Source organism: Nocardia sp. NPDC046473, from assembly GCF_040645995.1.
Lineage (GTDB): Bacteria > Actinomycetota > Actinomycetes > Mycobacteriales > Mycobacteriaceae > Nocardia.
On sequence record NZ_JBEYZJ010000008.1, the window covers coordinates 573,531 to 592,388 of the forward strand.

Genomic DNA, 18,858 nt, shown 5'->3' on the forward strand with positions numbered 1-18,858 from the left:
GGCCGAGTTTCCGAAACAGAAGGCCAGGTCTGGCTTTTCAGACCTGGCCTTCGCTGAGTCATCAGGCGAACGTCACCTGTGCCGTGACAGTCAACGTCGACAGGCCGTTGGTGCGACAACCCGCGTTGGGCTGCGCATCCCGCGCCGACACGGTGATCGCGTCACCCTGCAACTGTCCGCCGGTCACGTCGGCGCTGAACGCCAACCCGGTGAACGGATCGGGATCGATCCGCCAGCCGAACGAGCTGTCGCCGCCGGCCACCCAGCCGATCGTGCCGTTCCCCTTCGCGGTCACCAACAATCCGCACGGATTGAACCCACCCGCAGTCGCCGTCGCCGATCCGGTGCCCGTCAACTTGCCGGAGCGCAGGTCAGCGTGCTGACCATTCCGCGAGGCACAGTTGGTGAGATCCCCGCTGACCGACACCTTCGCGCCGCCGCCGGCCCGCAACGGCGGGTCGAGGGTGAGCTTGAACGTCGCCGAGCAACTCAGGTCTCCGTCGGCGGCCTGGGCCGGTACCGCCGGAAGGACAGCAAGGGCCACCGCGAGCGGTGCCGCCGCAGCCATCATGGTCAGAATTCGAAGTCGCCGTGCCATCTTCGTACCTCCTACTAATGTGCTGTTCACACGCTGTTTCAGGGGCCGAGCAAGCCCGCCGGCGGGGTGTCGCCCCGCCGAGGGCGAGCCCACGATACGATTCCTTCCCCTTCCACACTGAAACCCTTTGCCCCCCAATGCGTGACGTGCACGAACAGCCAACTGGGGAAGTCGCCGGTCCGAGCCGGCAGTCCACTTCCTGCCCATTGGCTATACCTTCCGGACCGCTGCTTCAGCCATGCTCACGGGTCGGATGGACCGGAAGTGGATTGGTGGAGATGAGTTCAACGCCCGACCGAACCAGTGGCACCGCGCTACGAAGCTCGAAGTCCGCGGACATGCGGGCGACCATCCCGTACATCGATGACTTCGTTCATATGAACTCGGCCGCAGGGTCGTTGGCCGATCAGTCGGTGCTCACGGCGATCACCACACATCTGGAGCTCGAAGCGCGAACCGGCAATACCGAAGCGCGACTTGCGATCGCGGCGGACCTGGAGACCCTCTATTCAGGCCTGGCGCAGCTGACCAACGTCCCAGCACGACGGATCTCCCTTGCCGACAGTCATACCTCCGCCTGGCAGAAGGCATTCCAGGCGGTGCCGCTAGGTGCAGGCGACCGCATCTTGGTCAGCGAGACCGAGTGGGGCGGTAACCTTTCGGCGATCTGGTGGCGCAGCAGAGCCGTCGGCGCGGTTGTCGACATCGTTGCGGCCGACTCCGCCGGAGCGATCGATCCTGCCGCGCTATCCGCCATGCTCGACGAGCGGGTCCGGATGGTCTGTCTCACGCTGGCTCCGGCGATCAATGGATTGGTCAATCCGATCGGCCCCATTGCCGAAGTGCTTGCGGCACACCCGGCGTGGTTGTTCGTCGACGCGTCACAGGCCTTCGCGAATGTCGTGACAGATCTGTCGGATCCGCGTATCGACGTGGCAACCGTCAGCGCGCGAAAGTATCTCAGGGCGCCGCGGGGAACCGGCTTCGCGACTTACAGTGAGCGCTTCCTCGACCAGATCTGTCCGATCGGACTCGATCAAACCTCCGGGCCATGGCGCGGTGACCAGCCGGTCCCGATCTCCGGTGCCCGCAAGTTCGAGTTCATGGAGACGTCTTTCGCGGTGCGGATGGGCATGAAAGCGGCGGTCGACGTCGCCCTCGGCCGGGATCTCGCACAGGACATGGCACGTATCGCCGAGCTAGCCGGGCATGCCCGGTCCGCGTTGGCGGAATTGCCGGAGGTAACCGTGGAAGACCGATCTGAAGAGCTGTCCGGCATCGTGACCTTCTCCCATGCGCGTCTGGCGCCCAGCCGGATCCAGTCGGAACTCCGACGCCAGAAGATCAACGTCGCCGCCCCGCAGGAGCCCTACGCGCCACTGTGGATACGTGCCGGACGTCCGCCGACGACCCGAATCTCACCACACGCGTTCAACACGCACGCTGAGATCGAAACCGCCGTGGCGGCGGTTGCCGCGCTCTGAACTCAGCGACGGCCCCGGCACCGTGGCCGAGGTCGTCGCTGAGTTCTCGGGTGCGGCCGGGATCCTAGACGGGACGGGCATACCGCCGTAGGTGCGGCGGTGCTTGGCCTCGAGGAAGGACAAGACGCCGAAGGCCATGAGGCCCACGGAGATCAGGATCAGCAGCCAGGGGCCGAAGGGCTTGGTGACGAAGCGATTGACACGCGCGCTGTGTGAGCCCAGATCCGCTGCGGGACGCGCGGAGTCGTGACTCGGGAGGTGTGGGGAAGTGGGCGCGACTGGGGAGCGCCGTCACCGCTCGACCGGCGCTGATCGGACGGGGTTGTGACGCAGGCCATACGGCGATGAGCCGAACCGATGGGTAATTGATCGGACGAATCGCTTACCGTTTAGGGCGTTATGAACTTTTTCGCGACAGTCGTGCACCTGGTCGCCAGGCTGCATGTGGATCTCGGCCGGTTGGCCGCGCAGCTGTGTTGCTGACGCGCGCTCAGCTCACCAGATCCTCTGATTGTCTTGGATGGTTCCCTTGTCTTCACCCAGTTCGCGCAGCCGTGTCCTGAATCCGGCGCGCTGGTCGTTCGGCGTCCAGATCCTGCTCGGTCTTGCGGTCGGTATCGCCGCGGGCTTCATCGCCCGCGCCACCGGATCCGCCTGGCTCACCAGCACATTGACCCAGGTCGGCGGCATTTTCGTGCAGCTGCTGAAGCTCGCGGTGCCGCCGCTGGTGTTCACCGCGGTGCTGGTGAGCGTCGCCGGACTGCGGCACGTCACCAATGCGGCCCGGCTGGCCGGCCGCACCCTGCTGTGGTTCCTCGCCACCGCGCTGATCGCGGTAGCGGTCGGCATCGTGCTCGGGCTGGTCACCAATCCCGGTCGGGGAGTCGAGCTGACCCTGGTCGGTGCGAAGGCGCCCGACTCGAAGGGCGGCTGGACCGACTTCCTCACCGGCATCATCCCGACCAACGTCGTCGGCGCCTTCACCAATGGCAATGTGCTGCAGCTGGTGTTCCTCGGCGCGGTGCTCGGCGTGGCGGCGCTGAAACTCGGCGAGCGCGCCAAACCCTTTCTGACACTGGCGGAATCGGTGCTGGAGCTGGTGCAGAAGGCGCTGTGGTGGGTGATCCGGCTCGCGCCGATCGGCACCGCAGGCCTGATCGGTAAGGCGATCGCCAGCTACGGCTGGAACCTGCTGCGGCCGTTGGCGACCTTCACCATCGCGGTATACGTGGGCTGCCTCATCGTGCTGGTCGTCGTCTACCCGATCCTGCTGCGCACCGTCGGCGGCGTGAACCCGATCCGCTTCTACGCGAAGGCTTGGCCCGCAGTCGAATTGGCGTTCGTATCCCGGTCGTCGATCGGCACGATGCCGCTGACGCAGCGGATGGTCACCGAACGGCTCGGTGTGCCAAGGGAATACGCGTCGTTCGCCGTCCCGTTTGGGGCGACCACCAAGATGGACGGTTGCGCGGCAGTGTATCCCGCGCTGGCGGCCATCTTCGTCGCGCAGATCACCGGAACGCACCTCGACATTCGCGACTACCTGTTGATCGCCTTCGTCTCCGTGGTCGGCTCCGCGGCAACCGCCGGCCTCACCGGTGCGATCGTGATGCTCACCCTGACGCTGTCCACACTGGGCCTGCCACTGGCCGGGGCCGGTTTGCTACTGGCCATCGACCCGATCCTGGACATGATCCGCACCGCGACGAATGTCGCTGGGCAGATGGTGGTTCCGGTTCTGGTGGCCAAGCGCGAAGGCATCCTCGACCAGGAAGTCTTCGATCAGCCGTCCGCCCCCCTGACCGAAGCCGAGCCCGAGCCGGTGGAAGAACCGGAGCCGGTGCCCGCAGCGGCCTGAGGACGCGGTGGTGCGGCGCCTCGAGCGCCGCACCGCGGTCTCGAATACCGCTGCCGCTCAACCGACTTGGCGGCCGCCGTCGGTGGGGTGGTAGGAGCGGGCGATCAGGGCGGACCGGAGATACCAGAGGCCGGAGGGTTGGGACGGGTCGAAGCCGGTCAGTTGGCCGATGCGCTTGAGTCGATAGTCGACGGTGTTGGTGTGCACGTGCAGGGCGTGCGCGGTGCGTTGGCGATTGAGGTTGTTGCTGATGTGTAGCTGGAGGGTTTCCAGCAGTTCGGTGTGTTCGTCGAGGGGCGTGAGCACGCTGCCGAGGTATTCGCGGCCGGGACCCGGCCGGGTGAGCTGGTATTCGAGGGCGAGTTCGTCGAAGCGGTACAGGCCGGTGACGCAGTCCAGCCGGTGCACCATGTCGAGCAGTTCGTGGGCTTGATCGACGGCGCCGGGGATCTGTTCGGGGGTGGCTTCCATCAGGGTGGCGGTGATGCCGACCTGCGCGGCGTCGGAGAGCCCCTTGATCAGCGCGTCGAGTTCGTCGTCCCGGAGCTGTTCGGCGGGCAGGAGAATGGTTCCGCCATCGATGCTGAGTAGCGACAAGGCGTTGCCGCCGCAGCGGGTGGCCAGTTCGGCCTGGGTGCGGCGTAGTTTGCGGCGCGCGACGACCTGGGTGTCGAGGGCCGGATTGTGCTCGTCGCGATGACGCGGAATCGACACGGCCAGCACAACATACGACTCGGCGATGGTGATGCCGCATTCGCGCGCCATCGTCGAGGTGGGCCGCCCGCCGAGCAGGGCGGAGGTGAGCGTGTGGACAGCGGTGTGGTGCTCGCTGACCGCGGCGCGCAGTTCCCGGAAGTAGGCGCGGGAGATGGCCGAGGTCAGCGTGTGCAGGATCTCGATGTTCATCTTGGAGGCGTCGACGAAGCTGTCGAAGTCCTCGACGGTCAGGTTCGAGACGACGAGGTCCATGCCCATCTTGAAGCCGGCGTGAATGGCGTTGTGGATCGCATCGATCGGCACGCCCTCGCGCGCCCACCCGGCCGCAGCCTCCTCGAGCTGTTCGACCTTCGCCGGAATGTTCTGCCCGTCCAGCATGCTGGCGGCGAGTTCGAGACAGACCCGGGTGATGGTGGTGACGTCGCCGTAGATCGCCTCGCCGGGCAACGTCGCACACGGCACGACGTTCTCGACGAAGTGGCCGACCATTTGCCGGGAGAGGGTTCTTACGTCGCGTAAGGGGGTGAACATCGGTTTCCCGGAGGTAGTCAGGTTCGGCCGGATCGGACTGTCGATAGCCATGACAACTCCTTCGTCAGCATTAGCTATGTGGCAGTTTCAGATTAGCTGCGCTGTTGCCATTTGTGGGATTTACCAGTCAATTTGTGATAAGAGGTGGGCGTGGCCGGACGGCAGCTGTGATGGATCACAGTGCGGCGGGAGGCGATGTCGATTACTATAAGTGCAGACTTATAGAAGGAGGATGTCATGCCCCTGCTCACCGACCCTGCCGCGATCGCCGGACTCGTCGTTCGCGAGGTCCGCACCGGATCGCGCGACGGTGCGCCGACCAGGATCGCCATCGCCCGTCGCACCTATACGACCGACCGGGCAGATCTCTGGGACGCACTGACCAATGCCGAGCGGATACCGCGGTGGTTCCTGCCGGTCAGCGGCGAACTGAAGGTCGGCGGCCGGTACCAGACCGAGGGCAACGCGGGCGGAGTAGTGGAGGTATGCGATGAGCCGCGACGGTTCGCCGTCACCTGGGAGATGGGCCCGCAGGTGTCGTGGGTGGCGGTTACTCTGACCGCTAACGGCGAGGGCACTCAGCTGGAGTTGGTCCACGAGGCGCCTGTTGCTCCCGAATTCTGGGATCAGTACGGTCCGGGCGCAGTGGGCGTCGGTTGGGATCTTGCACTGATGGCACTGGGCCTGCATCTGGCGAGCGGTGCGGCTGTGGACCCGAGCGAGGGCTCGGCGTTTCCGACGACTCCCGAGGGGCTCGAGTTCGTCCGGGTGGCGGCCCTCGGCTGGGCGAACGCGGCCATCGACGACGGTGACGACGCGGCCGCCGCGCACGCGGCCGCGCGGCGAACGATCACCTTCTACACGGTCGAGCCCGAGGACAGCTCGCAGTCCTGATGACGCTTTCTCGGGAGAAGATCTTCGAGGCGCTCGGCGATTCGGTTCGCCGCTACATTCTCGAACTGGTGGCGGCCGGTGAGCAGACCGCAGGCGCGATTGTCGCTGCCGTGCAGCAATATACGCGGATCTCGCAACCCGGCGTCTCGCAGCATCTCAAGGTGCTGCGAGACGCCGGGTTGGTGAGTGTTCGTGCCGAAGGCACTCGACGGCTTTATGTCCTCGACGCCGCAGGCGTTGCGGCGGCCCAGCACTGGCTGGCCGGGTTGGTCGACCCGCTGGCGCAGTTCGCCCAGCCGCTCGACGCCCTCGCGACCGAGGTCGCGCGTGGTCAACGCGCTCGCAGGGTGGCCAAGCCCGGTAGTTCGGCCGAGGAGTCGTCTGGAAGGGGCCGTTCGACCCGCCTGAATCTTTGGCTGGCGTAGCGTCGAAAACCTAACGCTCAGTGGCGAACTCGTCCACCGGTGCCGCCGCGTCGACCTCCCCGCGCCGGACGACGATCACGCCGCCGAGAATCAGTGCGCCGCCGAGCAATTGGAGGACGCGGGGCGCTTCGCCCAATAGTGCCCAGGCGAAGGCGAGCGCGGAGAGAACCTCGAAGAGGGCAACGAAGGACGCCAGCCGGGAGCCGAGCAGTCGGGTGGCGGCGATGCCGGAGACGTAGGCGAGGGCGGCCGTCACGACGCCGAGCGCCAGCACCGGGGGCCACCACGGGACGGTGAAGTGCTGGAAGACGACCGGATTTGTCGTCGCGTGCAGCGGAACGATGCCGACCGCGCCCGCGACCAAGAGGGCGACTCCGCCGATGAGGAGTCCGCCTGCGGCCAGGACGGAGCCCGGTAGCGTGCCGTCGCCGTGTGCCGAGAGCACGAAGTACCCGGCCGCGCCGACCATCGCGGCGAGTGCCCAGATGATGCCGATCCAGCTGGTGGTCGCGCCGGAACGCAGGTCGATGACCAGGAACAAGCCAGTGATCCCGAGCGCGGCGCCGGCGACCGTCGCAGCCCCGGGACGTTCCCGGTATCGCACCCACAGCCAGCCGACCACGGCGATCGGTGCGGTGTATTCGATGAGCAGCGCGACCCCGACTGCCATGTGGGCGACGGCGTTGAAGTACGCCAGCTGAGTACCGGCGACGGCGATCAGCCCATACGCGGTGATCAGAGATGCGTTGCGGCGCAACAGCTGCCAGTCGCCGTGCAGCTGCCGCAGCGCGATCGGCATGACCACGACGGCGGCCAGCAGCACTCGGACGGCCACGACGGACGCGGCACTCCAGCCCGCGTTCATCAAAGCGCGGGCCAGCGAACCGGAGAGTCCGAACGATGACGCGGACAGTATCGCGAGGGTCAGTCCGGATCTGAGTTGCCGCTGAACGGCACTGTCATGAGTCATCGTAGCCATGGGTAATGACGCTATGAGCGGCGGTGTAATATGTCAACATGGATTTTGCTCCTGACATCGAGGAGTCGCTGGTGGCAGCGGTGGAGCTGGTGAATTCGGCCGAGGAACCGGATACGCTGACCGAAATCGACCAGCTCGCAGCGTTTTTCGACAAGCACGTCTATACCGGCTCGCACGTCGGCGACGCCGCCGAGCTCGCGGCGGTCCGTGCGCTGCGCGCGCCGCTGCGGCGGATGCTCACCAGCGACCGCGATACGACGGTGCGGCTGGTGAACGAGACCCTGGCGAAGCATCGCGCGGTACCGCAACTCGTCCGGCACGGCGACGTCGACTATCACATCCACGCGGTCCCGACCGAGGCGCCGCTGCCGGTCCGGATCGCCGTCGAGACGGCGATCGCGCTGGTCGATCTGATCCGCACCGATGAGCTGAGCCGATTGTCCCTCTGTGCCGACAGCACGTGCGAGGGGATCGTGCTGGACCTGTCGCGCAACCGATCGCGCCGCTATTGCAGCACCGCCTGCGGAAACCGCAATGCCGTGGCGGCCTACCGGGCGCGGCGGAAATGATCACGCACTTCAGACGAATGGACCGCTAGGATAGGCGTTTCGTCCCGTATCGGATAGTGTGCCGATCTCACATTGCGTGATCCTGATACCCGTTTTACTGTCGATTTGCACGCCATGCTGGAGACCTCCGGGTAAATGCCCGGTCCGTTGTCGACCAAAGGCGGTAATTCATTGACCGACGACCGATCGATGTTTCGGACATGGTGGCGCGACCCGGTCGATTACCGCGGCCTGGTCGAGACGTTCGAATCGCACGGTGCGCTCGGTCGATTCAAGTTCATGCTGGGTGCCGGTGGGCTGGTCATGCTGCTGATCGCGGTGCTCGCCTCGGTGGCGCAGGGTGACGTGGCCGGGTGGGTCGGGCAGGTGCAGGGCGGCGTCGAGGCGACCGTCGCCGGATTGTGGACGTTGCGCTGGTGGTTTTTGCCGTGGCCACGCGAAGCCGAATCCATCGCCTGGATCGTGATATTCGATATCGACACCACTGCCAACGATTTGCTGGTGCACGATCGCGTCGTCGGAGTTCTGGGTGTCGTGCTGCTGACGGCGATGGGTGCGTACGTGACCGTGTTCCACGGTCCGCGGGTGCTGGCATTGCATGTCGGGTGGACCATCCTGACGAGCGTGGTGCTGGCATTCCTGATGTTTCGCGGTGAGCTGGCCGATTCCACCCGGAGTACGCAGGACGCTGCGAGCCGCCAACCGCAAGACCTCGCCCTGGGTCTCGCGGTCGTCCTCGTCATGCTGGTCGTGGTCGGTGTGATGCTGCCCTTCGTGCAGTTCTGCCACTGGCTGCTGCGCGCGGACGCCCAATCGGACCCACTGACCGGGCTGTTGAACCGGCGCGGCCTCGACTCCTATCTGTCCTCGCACATCGTGCATTGCCGCCAGGAGTCGGCCTACGTCGCGACGCTGGACATGGACCGATTCAAAGCCGTCAACGACACATTCGGTCATCCGTTCGGCGACGAGGTGCTGACCCGGACGGCACAGCGATTGCGCGAGGCGGTCGAATCCGACGCCCTGATCGCACGCACCGGTGGCGAGGAGTTCGTGATCGTCGGCTGCCTGCGCGAAGACGCCGCCGCGGTCGGTGAACGGCTGCGCAGCGCGATCGAAACCATGCCCGACCTGCCGCTGCCGATCACCGCCAGCGTCGGGATCGCGGTGCTCGAGGGCACGCGCACGACCAGCTCCGACGACGTGGCCACCTACCGCCGCCTGCTGCGGCGTTCTGATTCGGCGATGTATCGGGCGAAGCGCCGAGGCGGGAACGCCGTGGCGATCGCAGGACAAGACGAACCGCCCCCGGCCCGCCTGCGGCGCAAGCCCGCAGGCGTACCCGAAATCCGCCCCGTATCGACCTCCGATGACCTCGGTTTGTCCAGCGGCTCGCTCGGGCCGCCTGCCTAACCGTCTCGCGCGAGTGAGCAGCGTCATGGTGCCGGTGCCGTCGCGGGCGGCGTAAATTCGTTAATTAGCGAAATATCGAAGGGCGGTGGGACGTTGCTCGAAGAGTGCAAAGCGCTGGCGAACGAGACTCGGTTGCGCGTCCTGGAGTGGCTCAAGGAGCCGGACGTGCACTTTCCCGCGCGGGGAGAGACGGCTGAGCTCGGCGTGTGCGCTGGTCTCATCCAGCAGAAGGCCGGTACCTCGGCGTCGACCATCTCGGCTCATCTGGCGATCCTGCAGCGCGCGGGGTTCCTCACCGGCACCCGGCGCGGGCAGTGGATCTACTACCGCCGTGACGACGCGCGCATCCGTGCCTTCACCGAACAACTGCATCGCGTTCTCTGACCTACGAAAGGCGACGTCCTATGTCGACTGCTCTATCCATCCTCGATCTGGCGGTGATCGCGCCCGGCCAGTCCGCGCGCGATAGCTTCGACAACAGCGTCGCCCTGGCGCAGGCCGCCGAACGGTCCGGCTACCGCCGCGTCTGGTACGCCGAGCACCACAACATGGACTCGATCGCGTCGAGCGCGACGAGCGTGCTCATCGGTCACATCGCCGCGCACACCGACCGCATTCGGCTCGGCTCCGGTGGCATCATGCTGCCCAACCATTCGCCGCTGGTGATCGCGGAACAGTTCGGCACGCTGGAGACGCTGTTCCCCGGGCGCATCGACCTCGGGCTGGGGCGAGCGCCGGGCAGCGACCAGAAGACGATGCTCGCGTTGCGTCGCAATCCGTCCTCGGCGGACTCGTTCCCGCAGGACGTGCTGGAGCTGCAGGGATACCTGTCCGGGCGGTCGCGGATCTCCGGCGTGCAGGCGGTGCCGCGGGCGGAAGGCACTGTGCCGCTATACATTCTGGGTTCTTCGCTGTTCGGTGCTCAGCTTGCCGCGCAACTCGGCTTGCCCTACGCCTTCGCCTCGCACTTCGCACCGGACGCGCTGCACCAGGCGGTCGCCGTCTACCGTGACAGCTTCCGTCCGTCGGAGCAGCTGGCCGAGCCGTACGTGATGGCCGGGGTGAACGTGTTCGCCGCGGCGGATCGTGCGGATGCGTTGGCGCAGAAGACGATCTCCTATCGTAATCGGACCCGAATGTTCATCAAGCGTGGCGCCGCCGATGTCGACTACACCGACGCGGAGATCGACGCGTTCCTCGCCTCGCCCAACGGCCGCCAGCTCGCCTCGATGACCCAGTACACCGCGGTCGGTACGCCCGCCGAAGTTGTTGCGTACCTGGAGGATTTCGCCGCCGACAGCAACGCCGACGAACTCATTCTGGCCCATCACGCGGCGCAGATCGACGATCGGGTGCGCTCCGTCGAGCTCACCGGCGCCGCCATGGCCGCCGTCGCGCACGAACCGGCAGTTTAGCCGCCGGGCTACGGGCGCGGCGGTCGCTTCTTGGTCGCTTCCGTCGAGCCTTGGTAGCCGAGGATGATGAGCACGACCAGTAGCGTGACGATCTCGAGGGTGTTGAAGGCGAAGGGGTCGGTGGCCGAGGCGGCCGCGTCGTCGCCGGCGGCCGCGGGTGCTGCCGCGACGACGAATCGTCCTGGCATAGTGGCTGATTCGGCGTCGGTGCCGGCCGCGGCGATGGGCGCGGCCACCGGCAGGAATGGGAAGAGCGGGCCGGGCGCTATCGCCGGCGGGATCAACAGTGGGAAGGTCGGCACGGGCGGGGTAGGGGCGGTGGAGAGCGCGAGCAGGCAGGTCAGTACCGCGCTGCCGGTGACCGCGCTGCCGACGGCGGCGCTGCCGAGGGCGGAACCGCTCGAGCCGAAACCGGGTGGGATCACCACCGAGCCTGCCGAGCCGACCACGGCCCACCAGGGTGGGGCCAGCATGCCCGGCCCGATCAGGCCGGAGCCCGCGGCGGAGCCGAGGAACAGCAGCGCGCCGCCCGCCACCGCGCTGCCCGCGCAGGCGGTGAGGACGCTGCCGCTGTCGAGGCCGAGTGCGGCCGGTCCGACGGCGGTTTGTGTTGCGGCTGTGGGAGTTTCGCCTGTCTCGTCGTCTGCCGTGCTGCCGATGTCGAGCATGCCGCTGGCGGACGGTTTCGGCGGGTCCAGTGACAGTAGGCCGCCTGCGGATGCGCTGCCGGAGGCGATGTTCGGTGTGGCCGCGCTGCCGGTCGATGCGTCCGGTGTGGCGCTGCCGGTCGAGACATCTTGTGGCGCCGCGCTTCCGGTGGAGACGTCCGGGGTAGACGTGTTTTCGGCCGGCGGGGGCGGGTTTGCGGCCGAGGGCGGTGTGTCGCCGGCGGGGATGTCTGAGCGAGGCGGGCTTCCGGTCGAGGGATCTGGCGCCGGGGTGTTTTCGGCCGGGATGTCCGACGAGGGCGCTTTTCCGTACGGAATGCCGAGCGGAGCCGCAGTCCCGGTCGGAACATCTTGCGGCGCTTCAGTTTCGGACGAGGTGCTCGGCTGCGCCGTATTCGGCGTATCGGCCGGGCTCTCGGTCGTGACATCTGCGGCGGCCGGCGGGGCCGGGATCATCTCGTCGGCGGCGGATCGGCCACCGAACAACAGAGCCGCCGGAACGAACGCGCTCACGACAACCAATCCGCGTGCGCCCCTGGTCACTCGCGGCGCGACGCCGCCGAACTGCCTCCGCGGAAGTTTCATTCGTTGTGGGTGACCGGTCCGGGAATGCTCGGCTCGTACTGTGATTGGGCGTAGGTGAACGCGTCTATCGGAATGCCGAGCACGCCGGAGAACGGTCGTTCCAGGTCGTGGATGGCCAGCAGTGCGGAGCCGATCACGATGCCGAGCAGTGCGGTCATCGCGAGGCTGCGCCGGGTGACCAGCATGCCGGTCAGTACCGGGTTCAGCAGGACCAGGACCGCGCCGAAACACAATGCTATGTACAGGAATTGGGGGACGGAGCGGGCCGCGTCGATGGCCCGATCATGGCGGGCCTGCGTGACGCGGTCGATGCCGGCCAGTGCTCGGGTTCGTGCCTCGGCGACCGTCGGGTCCTGCGATCGGATCGATACCACGGTGTCGCGCAGCTCGTCGAGCAGCTTGCCGGTGGACGCGTTGAGGCGGCTCTCGCGCTCCATGACCGGCCACTCGTCTTTGAGGACGGAGTCGGTATAGGCACGCAGCTTCTCGTGGATCCGCTGCTGCTCCGGTCCCGGCATGGTGTGGATGGCCAGGTAGGTATCGACCAGCCCCTTGGACTCGGTGATCGTGTGGTTGTACGCGTTCTGGTTTTGGTTCCAGCAGGCGACGAAGACGAAGGCGAGTACCGCGGTGAATATCGTCTTGGCCAGGTCGAGCGCGAGGTGACTGGACGATTCGTCACTGGTCTGCCGCCACGATTTCGGGCGAACCCGGTCCCCGATGACCAAAACCGCCACCGCGATCACCGCGGCAATGATCCCGACGATCAATTCCTGCGACATCTCGCTCTACTTTCCCGGGCAAAGTCGGTACAACTGATTTCCGAGTGCATGGCTGAGCGGACGGGGCAACCCCGGCATTGGCATATTAGAACAGCAACCGTCGAAGGTTAGCCCTGGTCACTCGTGCTAAGTTGGCGACGTTACCGAAATGTGATCATCAATGAATAACCGGAGCGAATTTGCAGCAAATACGAGTTCCCAGTCGATCTATTTCGAGGAACTACGGCCGGATCGGGCGTCGGGGGCGGCGCCGAGCCGGTGTGGGACCACCGGTTCGTCCGGCGATCAGGTAATCGGGCGGCAGTCGGCGACCAGGGCGGTGGTGTTGTCCGTGCCGCCCGCGCGCAGGGCGCCGTCCACCAGGGTGTCGACCGCGATCGCCGGCGATTTCTCCTCGGCCAGGATTGCCTTGATCGACGCCATGTCGAGGCGCTTGTGCACGCCGTCGGTGCTCAGCAGCAGCCTGCCGGTGCTGGAGCCGGTGGTCGCGGTGCCGATGTCGGCGGGGCGCACCGTGCGCGCCGAGGTGAAGACGATGTGGTCGAGACGTGGCGGCGGGCCGAGGCCGCGGGCGCGCCAGTATTCGGCGACGGTGTGGTCGGTGGTGATCTGGTGCAGCACGCGCCCGTTCCAGCGGTAGGCGCGGCAGTCGCCGACCCAGGCGATATCGCCCGGTCCGTCGGGCCGGCCCGCGGACGGCAGTACCGCAACCACGAGGACGCTGTCCGCCTCCGATTGCGGGAACTGGCGGAGCAATTCGGCTTGGGCGGCAAGGATTCCCGCGCGCGCGCCGGTGCGGGCGCCGACGCGTGCGGCGACCTCCGCGGCGGTGCGCGAGGCCCGCGCGGCGGCCAGATGGTCGCCGATACCGTCGGCGACGACGAACGCGGTGCGGCCGGTGCCCGGATCGGTCACGGCCGCAGCGGCATCGGCGTTCAGCGAGCGAGAACCGCGTCTGCTCAACGACTCCCAGGTGGTGCCGGTGAGCCGGACCACTTCGGGGTCGGGGCCGTCGGTGACAGGTGCCGAGCACATGTCCTGACCTCCTTGGCGGGACCGTTGTGCGTGCCGATCGGCACTACTCCAGTAAACCGTGCTTATCCGTGCCGTCGGCAACAGTTTGCCGTGCAGTTCCTGTGAAGCCCATTACGGTTTGGTCTCTTGGCGCGACGGCGACAACGGTACGGCGAGTTGGGCTTTGACTCGTTCGTAGGTGGGCAGCGTCTCGTACCGGTGCACCGACTTGTCGCCGACGAACAGTTCATTCGACAGGCGCCGGTAGGCGGCGAGGTCTTCGGTGACCAGCACTACGACGTAATCCCATTGGCCCACAACGGAATAACACTGCTGCACGGCGGGTTCGGCCAGCATGCGGTCGGAGAAGGCGACGTAGTGGTCGATGTCGTCCTCGGTCAGCTCGACGAGGACCACGGTGGTGAGTCCCATGCCGACGGCGCGCGGGTCGATCACGGCGACCTCGGCGGTGATCACCCCGCCGGTACGCAGCCTGGTGAGCCTGCGCTGAACCGCGCTGGGGGACAGGCCGACTCGGTCGCCGAGCTCGTGCAGGGGCTGGGTGGCATCGACCTGTACGAGTTCCAGCAGCCGGTGGTCGATGTCATCTAACGGTAGAACGCTCACGCAAGAATCTTGCGTGGGACCGGTAAAACTGTCAATCGCATTCGGCGACGTTCCCTCTATGGTTCAGGTCATGAACGATCTTGTCGATATCGAGGTGCTCCGGCAGCGGGCGGGCATCAAGTGGGCGCGAGCCGGGGCGGACGTGCTGCCCGGCTGGATCGCGGACATGGACTTTCCGGTGCCGGACCCGGTGCGCGCGGTGTTGCGGCGGGCCGCCGACGGTGACCTCGGCTATCCGGCGTGGGAGGACCGGCCCGATCGCAATCCCTTGCAGGAGGCGTTCGCGGATCGCATGCGCGACCGGTATGACTTCACGCTCGACCCGGACGACGTGTACGTCTTCACCGAGCTCATTCAGGTACTGCAGATCGTGCTGCAACTCATGACGAAGCCGGGCGACGCGATCGCCGTGCACACGCCCGCTTACCCGCCGTTCCTGAAGACACTGGAGGATATGGGACGCCGGCTGGTGCCGATCCCCATGATCGCGGGGGAGCGAGGCTGGACCTTCGATGTCGATCGGATGGCCGAGGACGTTCGCCGCAACGATTGCCGCGCTGTGATTCTGGTGAACCCCAACAACCCGACGGGGCACGTGTTCGATCGTGACGAACTGTCGGCCATCGCGGAGATCGCCTGTCGGCACAACCTTTTGGTGATCTCCGACGAAATCCATTCCGAGCTCACGCACGAGCGGCACCGGCACATCCCGATCGCCACGCTCGGCCCGGAAATCGCCGGTCGCACAGTCACCCTCAACTCCGCGAGCAAGGCCTTCAATCTGGCGGGCCTGCGCTGCTGCGTCGCCCATGTCGGTGACAGTCGGGTCCGTGCGGCCTTGGCCGCGCAGCCGCCGCTGATATATGGGCAGGTCAGCGCGCTGAGCGTGCTAGCGACCTGTACCGCGTGGCAGGACGGTGCCGCGTGGTTGGCGCAGACCCGGCGGCGGCTGACCGACAACCGCGACTTTGTCGCCGAGTCGCTGCCGCCCGAAATCCGTTTCCATCGACCAGAGGCGAGCTACTTGGCCTGGCTCGACTGCCGTGCACTCGACCTCGACCAGGATCCGGCCGCCTTCTTCCTGGAACACGCCAGAGTCCGGCTGCTGTCCGGACCCGACTTCGGGCCCGGCGGTGCGGGATTCGCGCGATTGAACTTCGCGACCTACCGGCCGATCCTCGCGGACATGCTCGGCCGCATGCACACCGCTGTGCAGAAGCACCTCAACCGCTGAACCTGACGATTCGCCTCCGGGAGTTGCAGCATTCTGATCATCATCGCCCGCACCACGAGCGCGTCCGGATGCGATGTGGTCAGGACGCTTTGCACCTGGGTGTTGGCCAGTGCCAGTGCCGCCACCGGGTGCCGTTCGGTGTGGTAGGTGTCGAGCTGCCAAACCAATCGTTCGTCGCGCCACCGGTTTTCAGGCTGGTGGAAGGTGCTGGGTGGTAGTTAGATTGGGCGGGTGAGTGTTTGGACAGCGTTGGTGTCGTTCGCCGTTGTTGCGGGGTTGCTGACTATCGTTCCGGGGTTGGATACCGCCCTGGTGCTGCGTTCCGCGATTGTCCGGGGCACGCGCATTGCGTTTGCTACCGCGCTCGGGGTGGGCAGTGGGCTGCTGGTGTGGGGGATCGCGGCCACCTGTGGGCTGTCGGTGTTGCTGACCACGTCGCAGGTGGCGTACACGGTGTTGCGGATCGCGGGCGCGATCTATCTGGTCTGGCTCGGTGTCTCCAGCTTGGTGGCGCTGTGGCGTTCCGGTGGCAGCCATGTCGCCGACGACACGGTTCCGGACGGCAGTGTGCTGCGGGCGTGGGTGCGTGGCGCGACGTCGAATCTGCTCAACCCCAAGGTCGGTGTCTTCTATATCGCGATGTTGCCGCAGTTCATCCCGCCGCAGGCGCCGCATCTGCTGATGGGCACGGCGCTGACGCTGGTGCATTTCGTCGAGGGTCTGCTGTGGTGCACGGCGCTGATCTGCGGTGTCCGGTTCGCCAGGGCGTGGCTCGATCGTCGCTCGGTGAAACGGTGGATGGAAGGCATCACCGGGTCCGTACTGCTGGCGCTCGGACTGAAACTCGCCTTGGACCCGGCGTGATCCGGTACTCCGTTGGGACCGAATCGGTCTCGGCTCGCGAGTAGTCGAGCATGCGGCTGACGGCGGGGCGTTCCGATCATCATGATGCTGACCCCTGCGGACCCGGCGATCGGCACCGTACGCTGTGTCGTCCCGGCGGGGCCACGCTGGCGCGGCGGGAGGGAGTGGACGGCTCGGGTCGGGACAGGTGGTAGGAAAGGGTACGTGTCCACAACTGTCGAAGGATCAGTCCCCAACAGCAGCTCTCGCGCGGTCGATGAGGTGGTGGACCTGGTCAGCGCGCTGATCCGGTTCGATACCTCCAACACTGGCGAGCTGGCAACCACCAAGGGGGAGCGCGAATGCGCGGAATGGGTGGCCGAGCAACTGCACCAGGCCGGGTATACGACCGAGTATGTGGAGTCGGGCGCGCCGGGGCGCGGGAATGTGTTCGCGCGGCTGAAGGGCGCCGACTCCAGCCGGGGCGCGCTGATGATGCATGGACACCTGGATGTGGTCCCCGCTGAGGCGGCCGACTGGAGTGTGCACCCGTTTTCGGGTGCGGTGCGCGATGGTTACGTGTGGGGGCGCGGCGCCATCGATATGAAGGACATGGTCGGGATGATGCTGGCGATCGCCCGCCAGTTCAAGCTCGAGGGGACGGTGCCGCCGCGCGATATCGTGTTCGCGTTCCTGGCCGACGAGGAGAACGGCGGCAAGTGGGGGTCGCAGTGGCTGGTGGACAACCGGCCCGATCTGTTCGAGGGGATCACCGAGGCGGTCGGTGAGGTCGGCGGCTTCTCGCTGACTGTGCCGCGGCCGGACGGCACCGAGCGCAGGCTGTATCTGGTGGAGACGGCCGAGAAAGGGCTCGGCTGGATGCGGTTGCGCGCCAAGGCCCGTGCCGGTCACGGCTCGTTCCTGCACGAGGACAACGCGGTCACCATTCTGGCCGCCGCGGTCGCGCGGCTGGGCAAACACACCTTCCCCGTGGTGATGTCGGATTCGGTGACCGAGTTCCTGGCCGCCGTCGCCGAGGAGACCGGGCTGGAGTTCGATCCGGCCAGTCCCGACATCGAGGGCCAGCTGGCCAAGCTGGGGACCATCTCCCGCATTATCGGTGCGACGCTGCGTGATACGGCGAATCCGACCATGCTGCAGGCGGGATACAAGGCGAACGTGATCCCGCAGACCGCGGAGGCTGTGATCGACTGCCGCGTGGTGCCCGGTCGGCAGGCTGCGTTCGAGCGCGAGGTGGACGAGCTGATCGGCCCGGACGTCGAGCGCGAGTGGATCACCAAACTCGACTCGTACGAAACAACATTCGACGGTCACCTGGTCGACGCGATGAACGACGCCATCCTCGCGCACGATCCGCAGGGTCGCACTGTGCCCTACATGCTTTCGGGCGGCACCGACGCGAAGGCGTTCGCCCGCTTGGGTATTCGCTGCTTCGGCTTCGCGCCGCTGCAGCTGCCGCCGGAGCTCGACTTCACCGCGCTGTTCCACGGTGTCGACGAACGAGTTCCCGTGGAAGCGCTCGAATTCGGCACCCGGGTGCTGGAACACTTCCTGCTGAACAGCTGACGAAAGGACAATCCGTGCCCGACTACTCCTTCAATCCCTACGAGGCGCTGCCACAGTTGCCGTCGTTCACGCTGACCTCCGCGGATGTCACCGACGGTCAGCCGCTCGGCAACGATCAGGTCAGCGGCGTGTTCGGCGCGGGCGGCAAGGACGTCTCGCCGCAGCTGTCCTGGTCCGGATTCCCCGCGGAGACAAAGAGTTTCACGGTGACCGTGTACGACCCGGACGCGCCGACAGCGGCCGGGTTCTGGCACTGGGCGGTCGCCGATATCCCGCTCGGGGTGACCTCGCTGCCCAGCGGCGCGGGCAGCGGCGAGGAGGGCGGCGCACTGCCGAACGGGGCGGTCTCGTTGCGTAACGACGGCGGGTTCGCCGGATTCGTCGGCGCGGCACCGCCGCCCGGACACGGCTACCACCGCTACTTCATCGTGGTGCACGCGGTGGACGTCGAGAGCCTCGGCATCGATGGTTCCGCCACCCCCGCCTACCTCGGTTTCAACCTGTTCTCGCACGCCATCGCGCGCGCGACCATCGTGGGTACCTACGAGCAGAAGTAACCCCTCCCGACCGAAGGTCACCTTCAGCACGCCAGACCAACCGAAGGTGCCCTTCAGTCGATTCGGGCTTGCCGACCG

20 protein-coding genes are annotated in these 18,858 nt (G+C 66.6%); 12 read left to right on the forward strand and 8 right to left on the reverse strand.

All coding sequences use genetic code 11. The annotated features are described in order from the left end of the window. Positions 1-61 precede the first annotated feature (61 nt). Positions 62-598, reverse strand: a complete 537-nt coding sequence (locus ABZ942_RS30125) for a hypothetical protein (RefSeq protein WP_357387819.1) — start codon at positions 596-598, stop codon at positions 62-64. 278 nt (positions 599-876) lie between these two features. Here ABZ942_RS30125 and ABZ942_RS30130 point away from each other — a divergent pair, with 278 nt between their 5' ends. After that, entirely contained in the window at positions 877-2,082 is a 1,206-nt protein-coding gene (locus tag ABZ942_RS30130; protein ID WP_357387821.1) for an aminotransferase class V-fold PLP-dependent enzyme, read from the forward strand. Here the strand turns inward: ABZ942_RS30130 and ABZ942_RS30135 are convergent. After that, complete coding sequence (locus ABZ942_RS30135) at positions 2,017-2,304, reverse strand: DUF1206 domain-containing protein (RefSeq protein ID WP_357387959.1); 288 nt, start codon at positions 2,302-2,304, stop codon at positions 2,017-2,019. The two genes, ABZ942_RS30130 and ABZ942_RS30135, sit on opposite strands and share 66 nt — an antisense overlap. Positions 2,305-2,602: 298 nt before the next feature. Here ABZ942_RS30135 and ABZ942_RS30140 point away from each other — a divergent pair, with 298 nt between their 5' ends. Beyond that, positions 2,603-3,940: a dicarboxylate/amino acid:cation symporter gene (locus ABZ942_RS30140; protein WP_357387823.1), complete on the forward strand. Its 1,338-nt coding sequence runs from the start codon at positions 2,603-2,605 to the stop codon at positions 3,938-3,940. A gap of 57 nt (positions 3,941-3,997) precedes the next feature. On the opposite strand, the gene ABZ942_RS30145 is transcribed toward ABZ942_RS30140, so the two are convergent. Beyond that, entirely contained in the window at positions 3,998-5,239 is a 1,242-nt protein-coding gene (locus ABZ942_RS30145; protein ID WP_357387825.1) for a helix-turn-helix domain-containing protein, read from the reverse strand. Positions 5,240-5,425: 186 nt separating this feature from the next. Between ABZ942_RS30145 and ABZ942_RS30150 the strand changes: the two genes are divergently transcribed. Both ABZ942_RS30150 and ABZ942_RS30155 read left to right on the forward strand, forming a co-directional pair. Further along, positions 5,426-6,082 carry an SRPBCC family protein gene (locus ABZ942_RS30150; RefSeq protein WP_357387827.1) on the forward strand — a complete coding sequence of 219 codons (657 nt, stop codon included), beginning with the start codon at positions 5,426-5,428 and terminating at the stop codon, positions 6,080-6,082. Further along, positions 6,082-6,507, forward strand: coding sequence for a metalloregulator ArsR/SmtB family transcription factor (locus ABZ942_RS30155; protein ID WP_357387829.1), 426 nt, complete (start codon positions 6,082-6,084; stop codon positions 6,505-6,507). The genes ABZ942_RS30150 and ABZ942_RS30155 overlap by 1 nt, the downstream gene beginning before the upstream one ends. A 10-nt stretch (positions 6,508-6,517) precedes the next feature. On the opposite strand, the gene ABZ942_RS30160 is transcribed toward ABZ942_RS30155, so the two are convergent. After that, a complete protein-coding gene (locus ABZ942_RS30160) occupies positions 6,518-7,486 on the reverse strand; it encodes a DMT family transporter (RefSeq protein ID WP_357387831.1) in 969 nt (322 codons plus the stop codon). 38 nt (positions 7,487-7,524) lie between these two features. Here ABZ942_RS30160 and ABZ942_RS30165 point away from each other — a divergent pair, with 38 nt between their 5' ends. The 4 genes from ABZ942_RS30165 to ABZ942_RS30180 all read left to right on the forward strand — a co-directional run bounded on the left by ABZ942_RS30165 (position 7,525) and on the right by ABZ942_RS30180 (position 10,883). Continuing rightward, positions 7,525-8,055, forward strand: coding sequence for a CGNR zinc finger domain-containing protein (locus ABZ942_RS30165; RefSeq protein ID WP_357387833.1), 531 nt, complete (start codon positions 7,525-7,527; stop codon positions 8,053-8,055). A gap of 171 nt (positions 8,056-8,226) precedes the next feature. After that, on the forward strand, positions 8,227-9,468 hold the full coding sequence (locus ABZ942_RS30170; RefSeq protein ID WP_357387835.1) for a GGDEF domain-containing protein: 1,242 nt from the start codon (positions 8,227-8,229) through the stop codon (positions 9,466-9,468). A 93-nt stretch (positions 9,469-9,561) separates the two neighbouring features. Further along, positions 9,562-9,852, forward strand: coding sequence for a metalloregulator ArsR/SmtB family transcription factor (locus ABZ942_RS30175; RefSeq protein WP_357387837.1), 291 nt, complete (start codon positions 9,562-9,564; stop codon positions 9,850-9,852). Positions 9,853-9,872: 20 nt separating this feature from the next. Then, the gene (locus tag ABZ942_RS30180; protein ID WP_357387840.1) at positions 9,873-10,883 is read left to right on the forward strand and encodes an LLM class flavin-dependent oxidoreductase; all 1,011 of its coding nucleotides are present in this window, start codon (positions 9,873-9,875) and stop codon (positions 10,881-10,883) included. 8 nt (positions 10,884-10,891) lie between these two features. Here ABZ942_RS30180 and ABZ942_RS30185 read toward each other — a convergent pair whose 3' ends face one another. The 4 genes from ABZ942_RS30185 to ABZ942_RS30200 form a co-directional block, all read right to left on the reverse strand. After that, the gene (locus ABZ942_RS30185; protein WP_357387842.1) at positions 10,892-12,136 is read right to left on the reverse strand and encodes a hypothetical protein; all 1,245 of its coding nucleotides are present in this window, start codon (positions 12,134-12,136) and stop codon (positions 10,892-10,894) included. After that, the gene (locus ABZ942_RS30190) at positions 12,133-12,918 is read right to left on the reverse strand and encodes a hypothetical protein (RefSeq protein ID WP_357387844.1); all 786 of its coding nucleotides are present in this window, start codon (positions 12,916-12,918) and stop codon (positions 12,133-12,135) included. The genes ABZ942_RS30185 and ABZ942_RS30190 overlap by 4 nt, the downstream gene beginning before the upstream one ends. 285 nt (positions 12,919-13,203) lie before the next feature. Next, on the reverse strand, positions 13,204-13,953 hold the full coding sequence (locus ABZ942_RS30195; protein WP_357387845.1) for a serine/threonine protein phosphatase: 750 nt from the start codon (positions 13,951-13,953) through the stop codon (positions 13,204-13,206). A gap of 111 nt (positions 13,954-14,064) precedes the next feature. Then, positions 14,065-14,559: an Lrp/AsnC family transcriptional regulator gene (locus ABZ942_RS30200; protein WP_357387847.1), complete on the reverse strand. Its 495-nt coding sequence runs from the start codon at positions 14,557-14,559 to the stop codon at positions 14,065-14,067. Positions 14,560-14,629: 70 nt separating this feature from the next. Between ABZ942_RS30200 and ABZ942_RS30205 the strand changes: the two genes are divergently transcribed. The 4 genes from ABZ942_RS30205 (at position 14,630) to ABZ942_RS30220 (ending at position 18,780) form a co-directional block, all read left to right on the forward strand. Beyond that, a complete protein-coding gene (locus tag ABZ942_RS30205; RefSeq protein WP_357387849.1) occupies positions 14,630-15,793 on the forward strand; it encodes an aminotransferase class I/II-fold pyridoxal phosphate-dependent enzyme in 1,164 nt (387 codons plus the stop codon). A 231-nt stretch (positions 15,794-16,024) separates the two neighbouring features. Continuing rightward, on the forward strand, positions 16,025-16,657 hold the full coding sequence (locus tag ABZ942_RS30210) for a LysE family translocator (RefSeq protein WP_357387852.1): 633 nt from the start codon (positions 16,025-16,027) through the stop codon (positions 16,655-16,657). A gap of 204 nt (positions 16,658-16,861) precedes the next feature. After that, the gene (locus ABZ942_RS30215) at positions 16,862-18,223 is read left to right on the forward strand and encodes a M20/M25/M40 family metallo-hydrolase (RefSeq protein ID WP_357387854.1); all 1,362 of its coding nucleotides are present in this window, start codon (positions 16,862-16,864) and stop codon (positions 18,221-18,223) included. Positions 18,224-18,237: 14 nt separating this feature from the next. Next, complete coding sequence (locus tag ABZ942_RS30220; protein ID WP_357387856.1) at positions 18,238-18,780, forward strand: YbhB/YbcL family Raf kinase inhibitor-like protein; 543 nt, start codon at positions 18,238-18,240, stop codon at positions 18,778-18,780. Positions 18,781-18,858 lie beyond the last annotated feature (78 nt).

Excerpts from the sequence above, each read along its gene's own strand:
- ABZ942_RS30125 (WP_357387819.1), bottom strand. The coding sequence starts at position 598 with ATGGCACGGCGACTTCGAATTCTGACCATGATGGCTGCGGCGGCACCG.
- ABZ942_RS30130 (WP_357387821.1), top strand. The coding sequence starts at position 877 with ATGAGTTCAACGCCCGACCGAACCAGTGGCACCGCGCTACGAAGCTCG.
- ABZ942_RS30140 (WP_357387823.1), top strand. The coding sequence starts at position 2,603 with ATGGTTCCCTTGTCTTCACCCAGTTCGCGCAGCCGTGTCCTGAATCCG.
- ABZ942_RS30145 (WP_357387825.1), bottom strand. The coding sequence starts at position 5,239 with ATGGCTATCGACAGTCCGATCCGGCCGAACCTGACTACCTCCGGGAAA.
- ABZ942_RS30150 (WP_357387827.1), top strand. The coding sequence starts at position 5,426 with ATGCCCCTGCTCACCGACCCTGCCGCGATCGCCGGACTCGTCGTTCGC.
- ABZ942_RS30155 (WP_357387829.1), top strand. The coding sequence starts at position 6,082 with ATGACGCTTTCTCGGGAGAAGATCTTCGAGGCGCTCGGCGATTCGGTT.
- ABZ942_RS30160 (WP_357387831.1), bottom strand. The coding sequence starts at position 7,486 with ATGGCTACGATGACTCATGACAGTGCCGTTCAGCGGCAACTCAGATCC.
- ABZ942_RS30165 (WP_357387833.1), top strand. The coding sequence starts at position 7,525 with ATGGATTTTGCTCCTGACATCGAGGAGTCGCTGGTGGCAGCGGTGGAG.
- ABZ942_RS30180 (WP_357387840.1), top strand. The coding sequence starts at position 9,873 with ATGTCGACTGCTCTATCCATCCTCGATCTGGCGGTGATCGCGCCCGGC.
- ABZ942_RS30185 (WP_357387842.1), bottom strand. The coding sequence starts at position 12,136 with ATGAAACTTCCGCGGAGGCAGTTCGGCGGCGTCGCGCCGCGAGTGACC.
- ABZ942_RS30190 (WP_357387844.1), bottom strand. The coding sequence starts at position 12,918 with ATGTCGCAGGAATTGATCGTCGGGATCATTGCCGCGGTGATCGCGGTG.
- ABZ942_RS30195 (WP_357387845.1), bottom strand. The coding sequence starts at position 13,953 with ATGTGCTCGGCACCTGTCACCGACGGCCCCGACCCCGAAGTGGTCCGG.
- ABZ942_RS30205 (WP_357387849.1), top strand. The coding sequence starts at position 14,630 with ATGAACGATCTTGTCGATATCGAGGTGCTCCGGCAGCGGGCGGGCATC.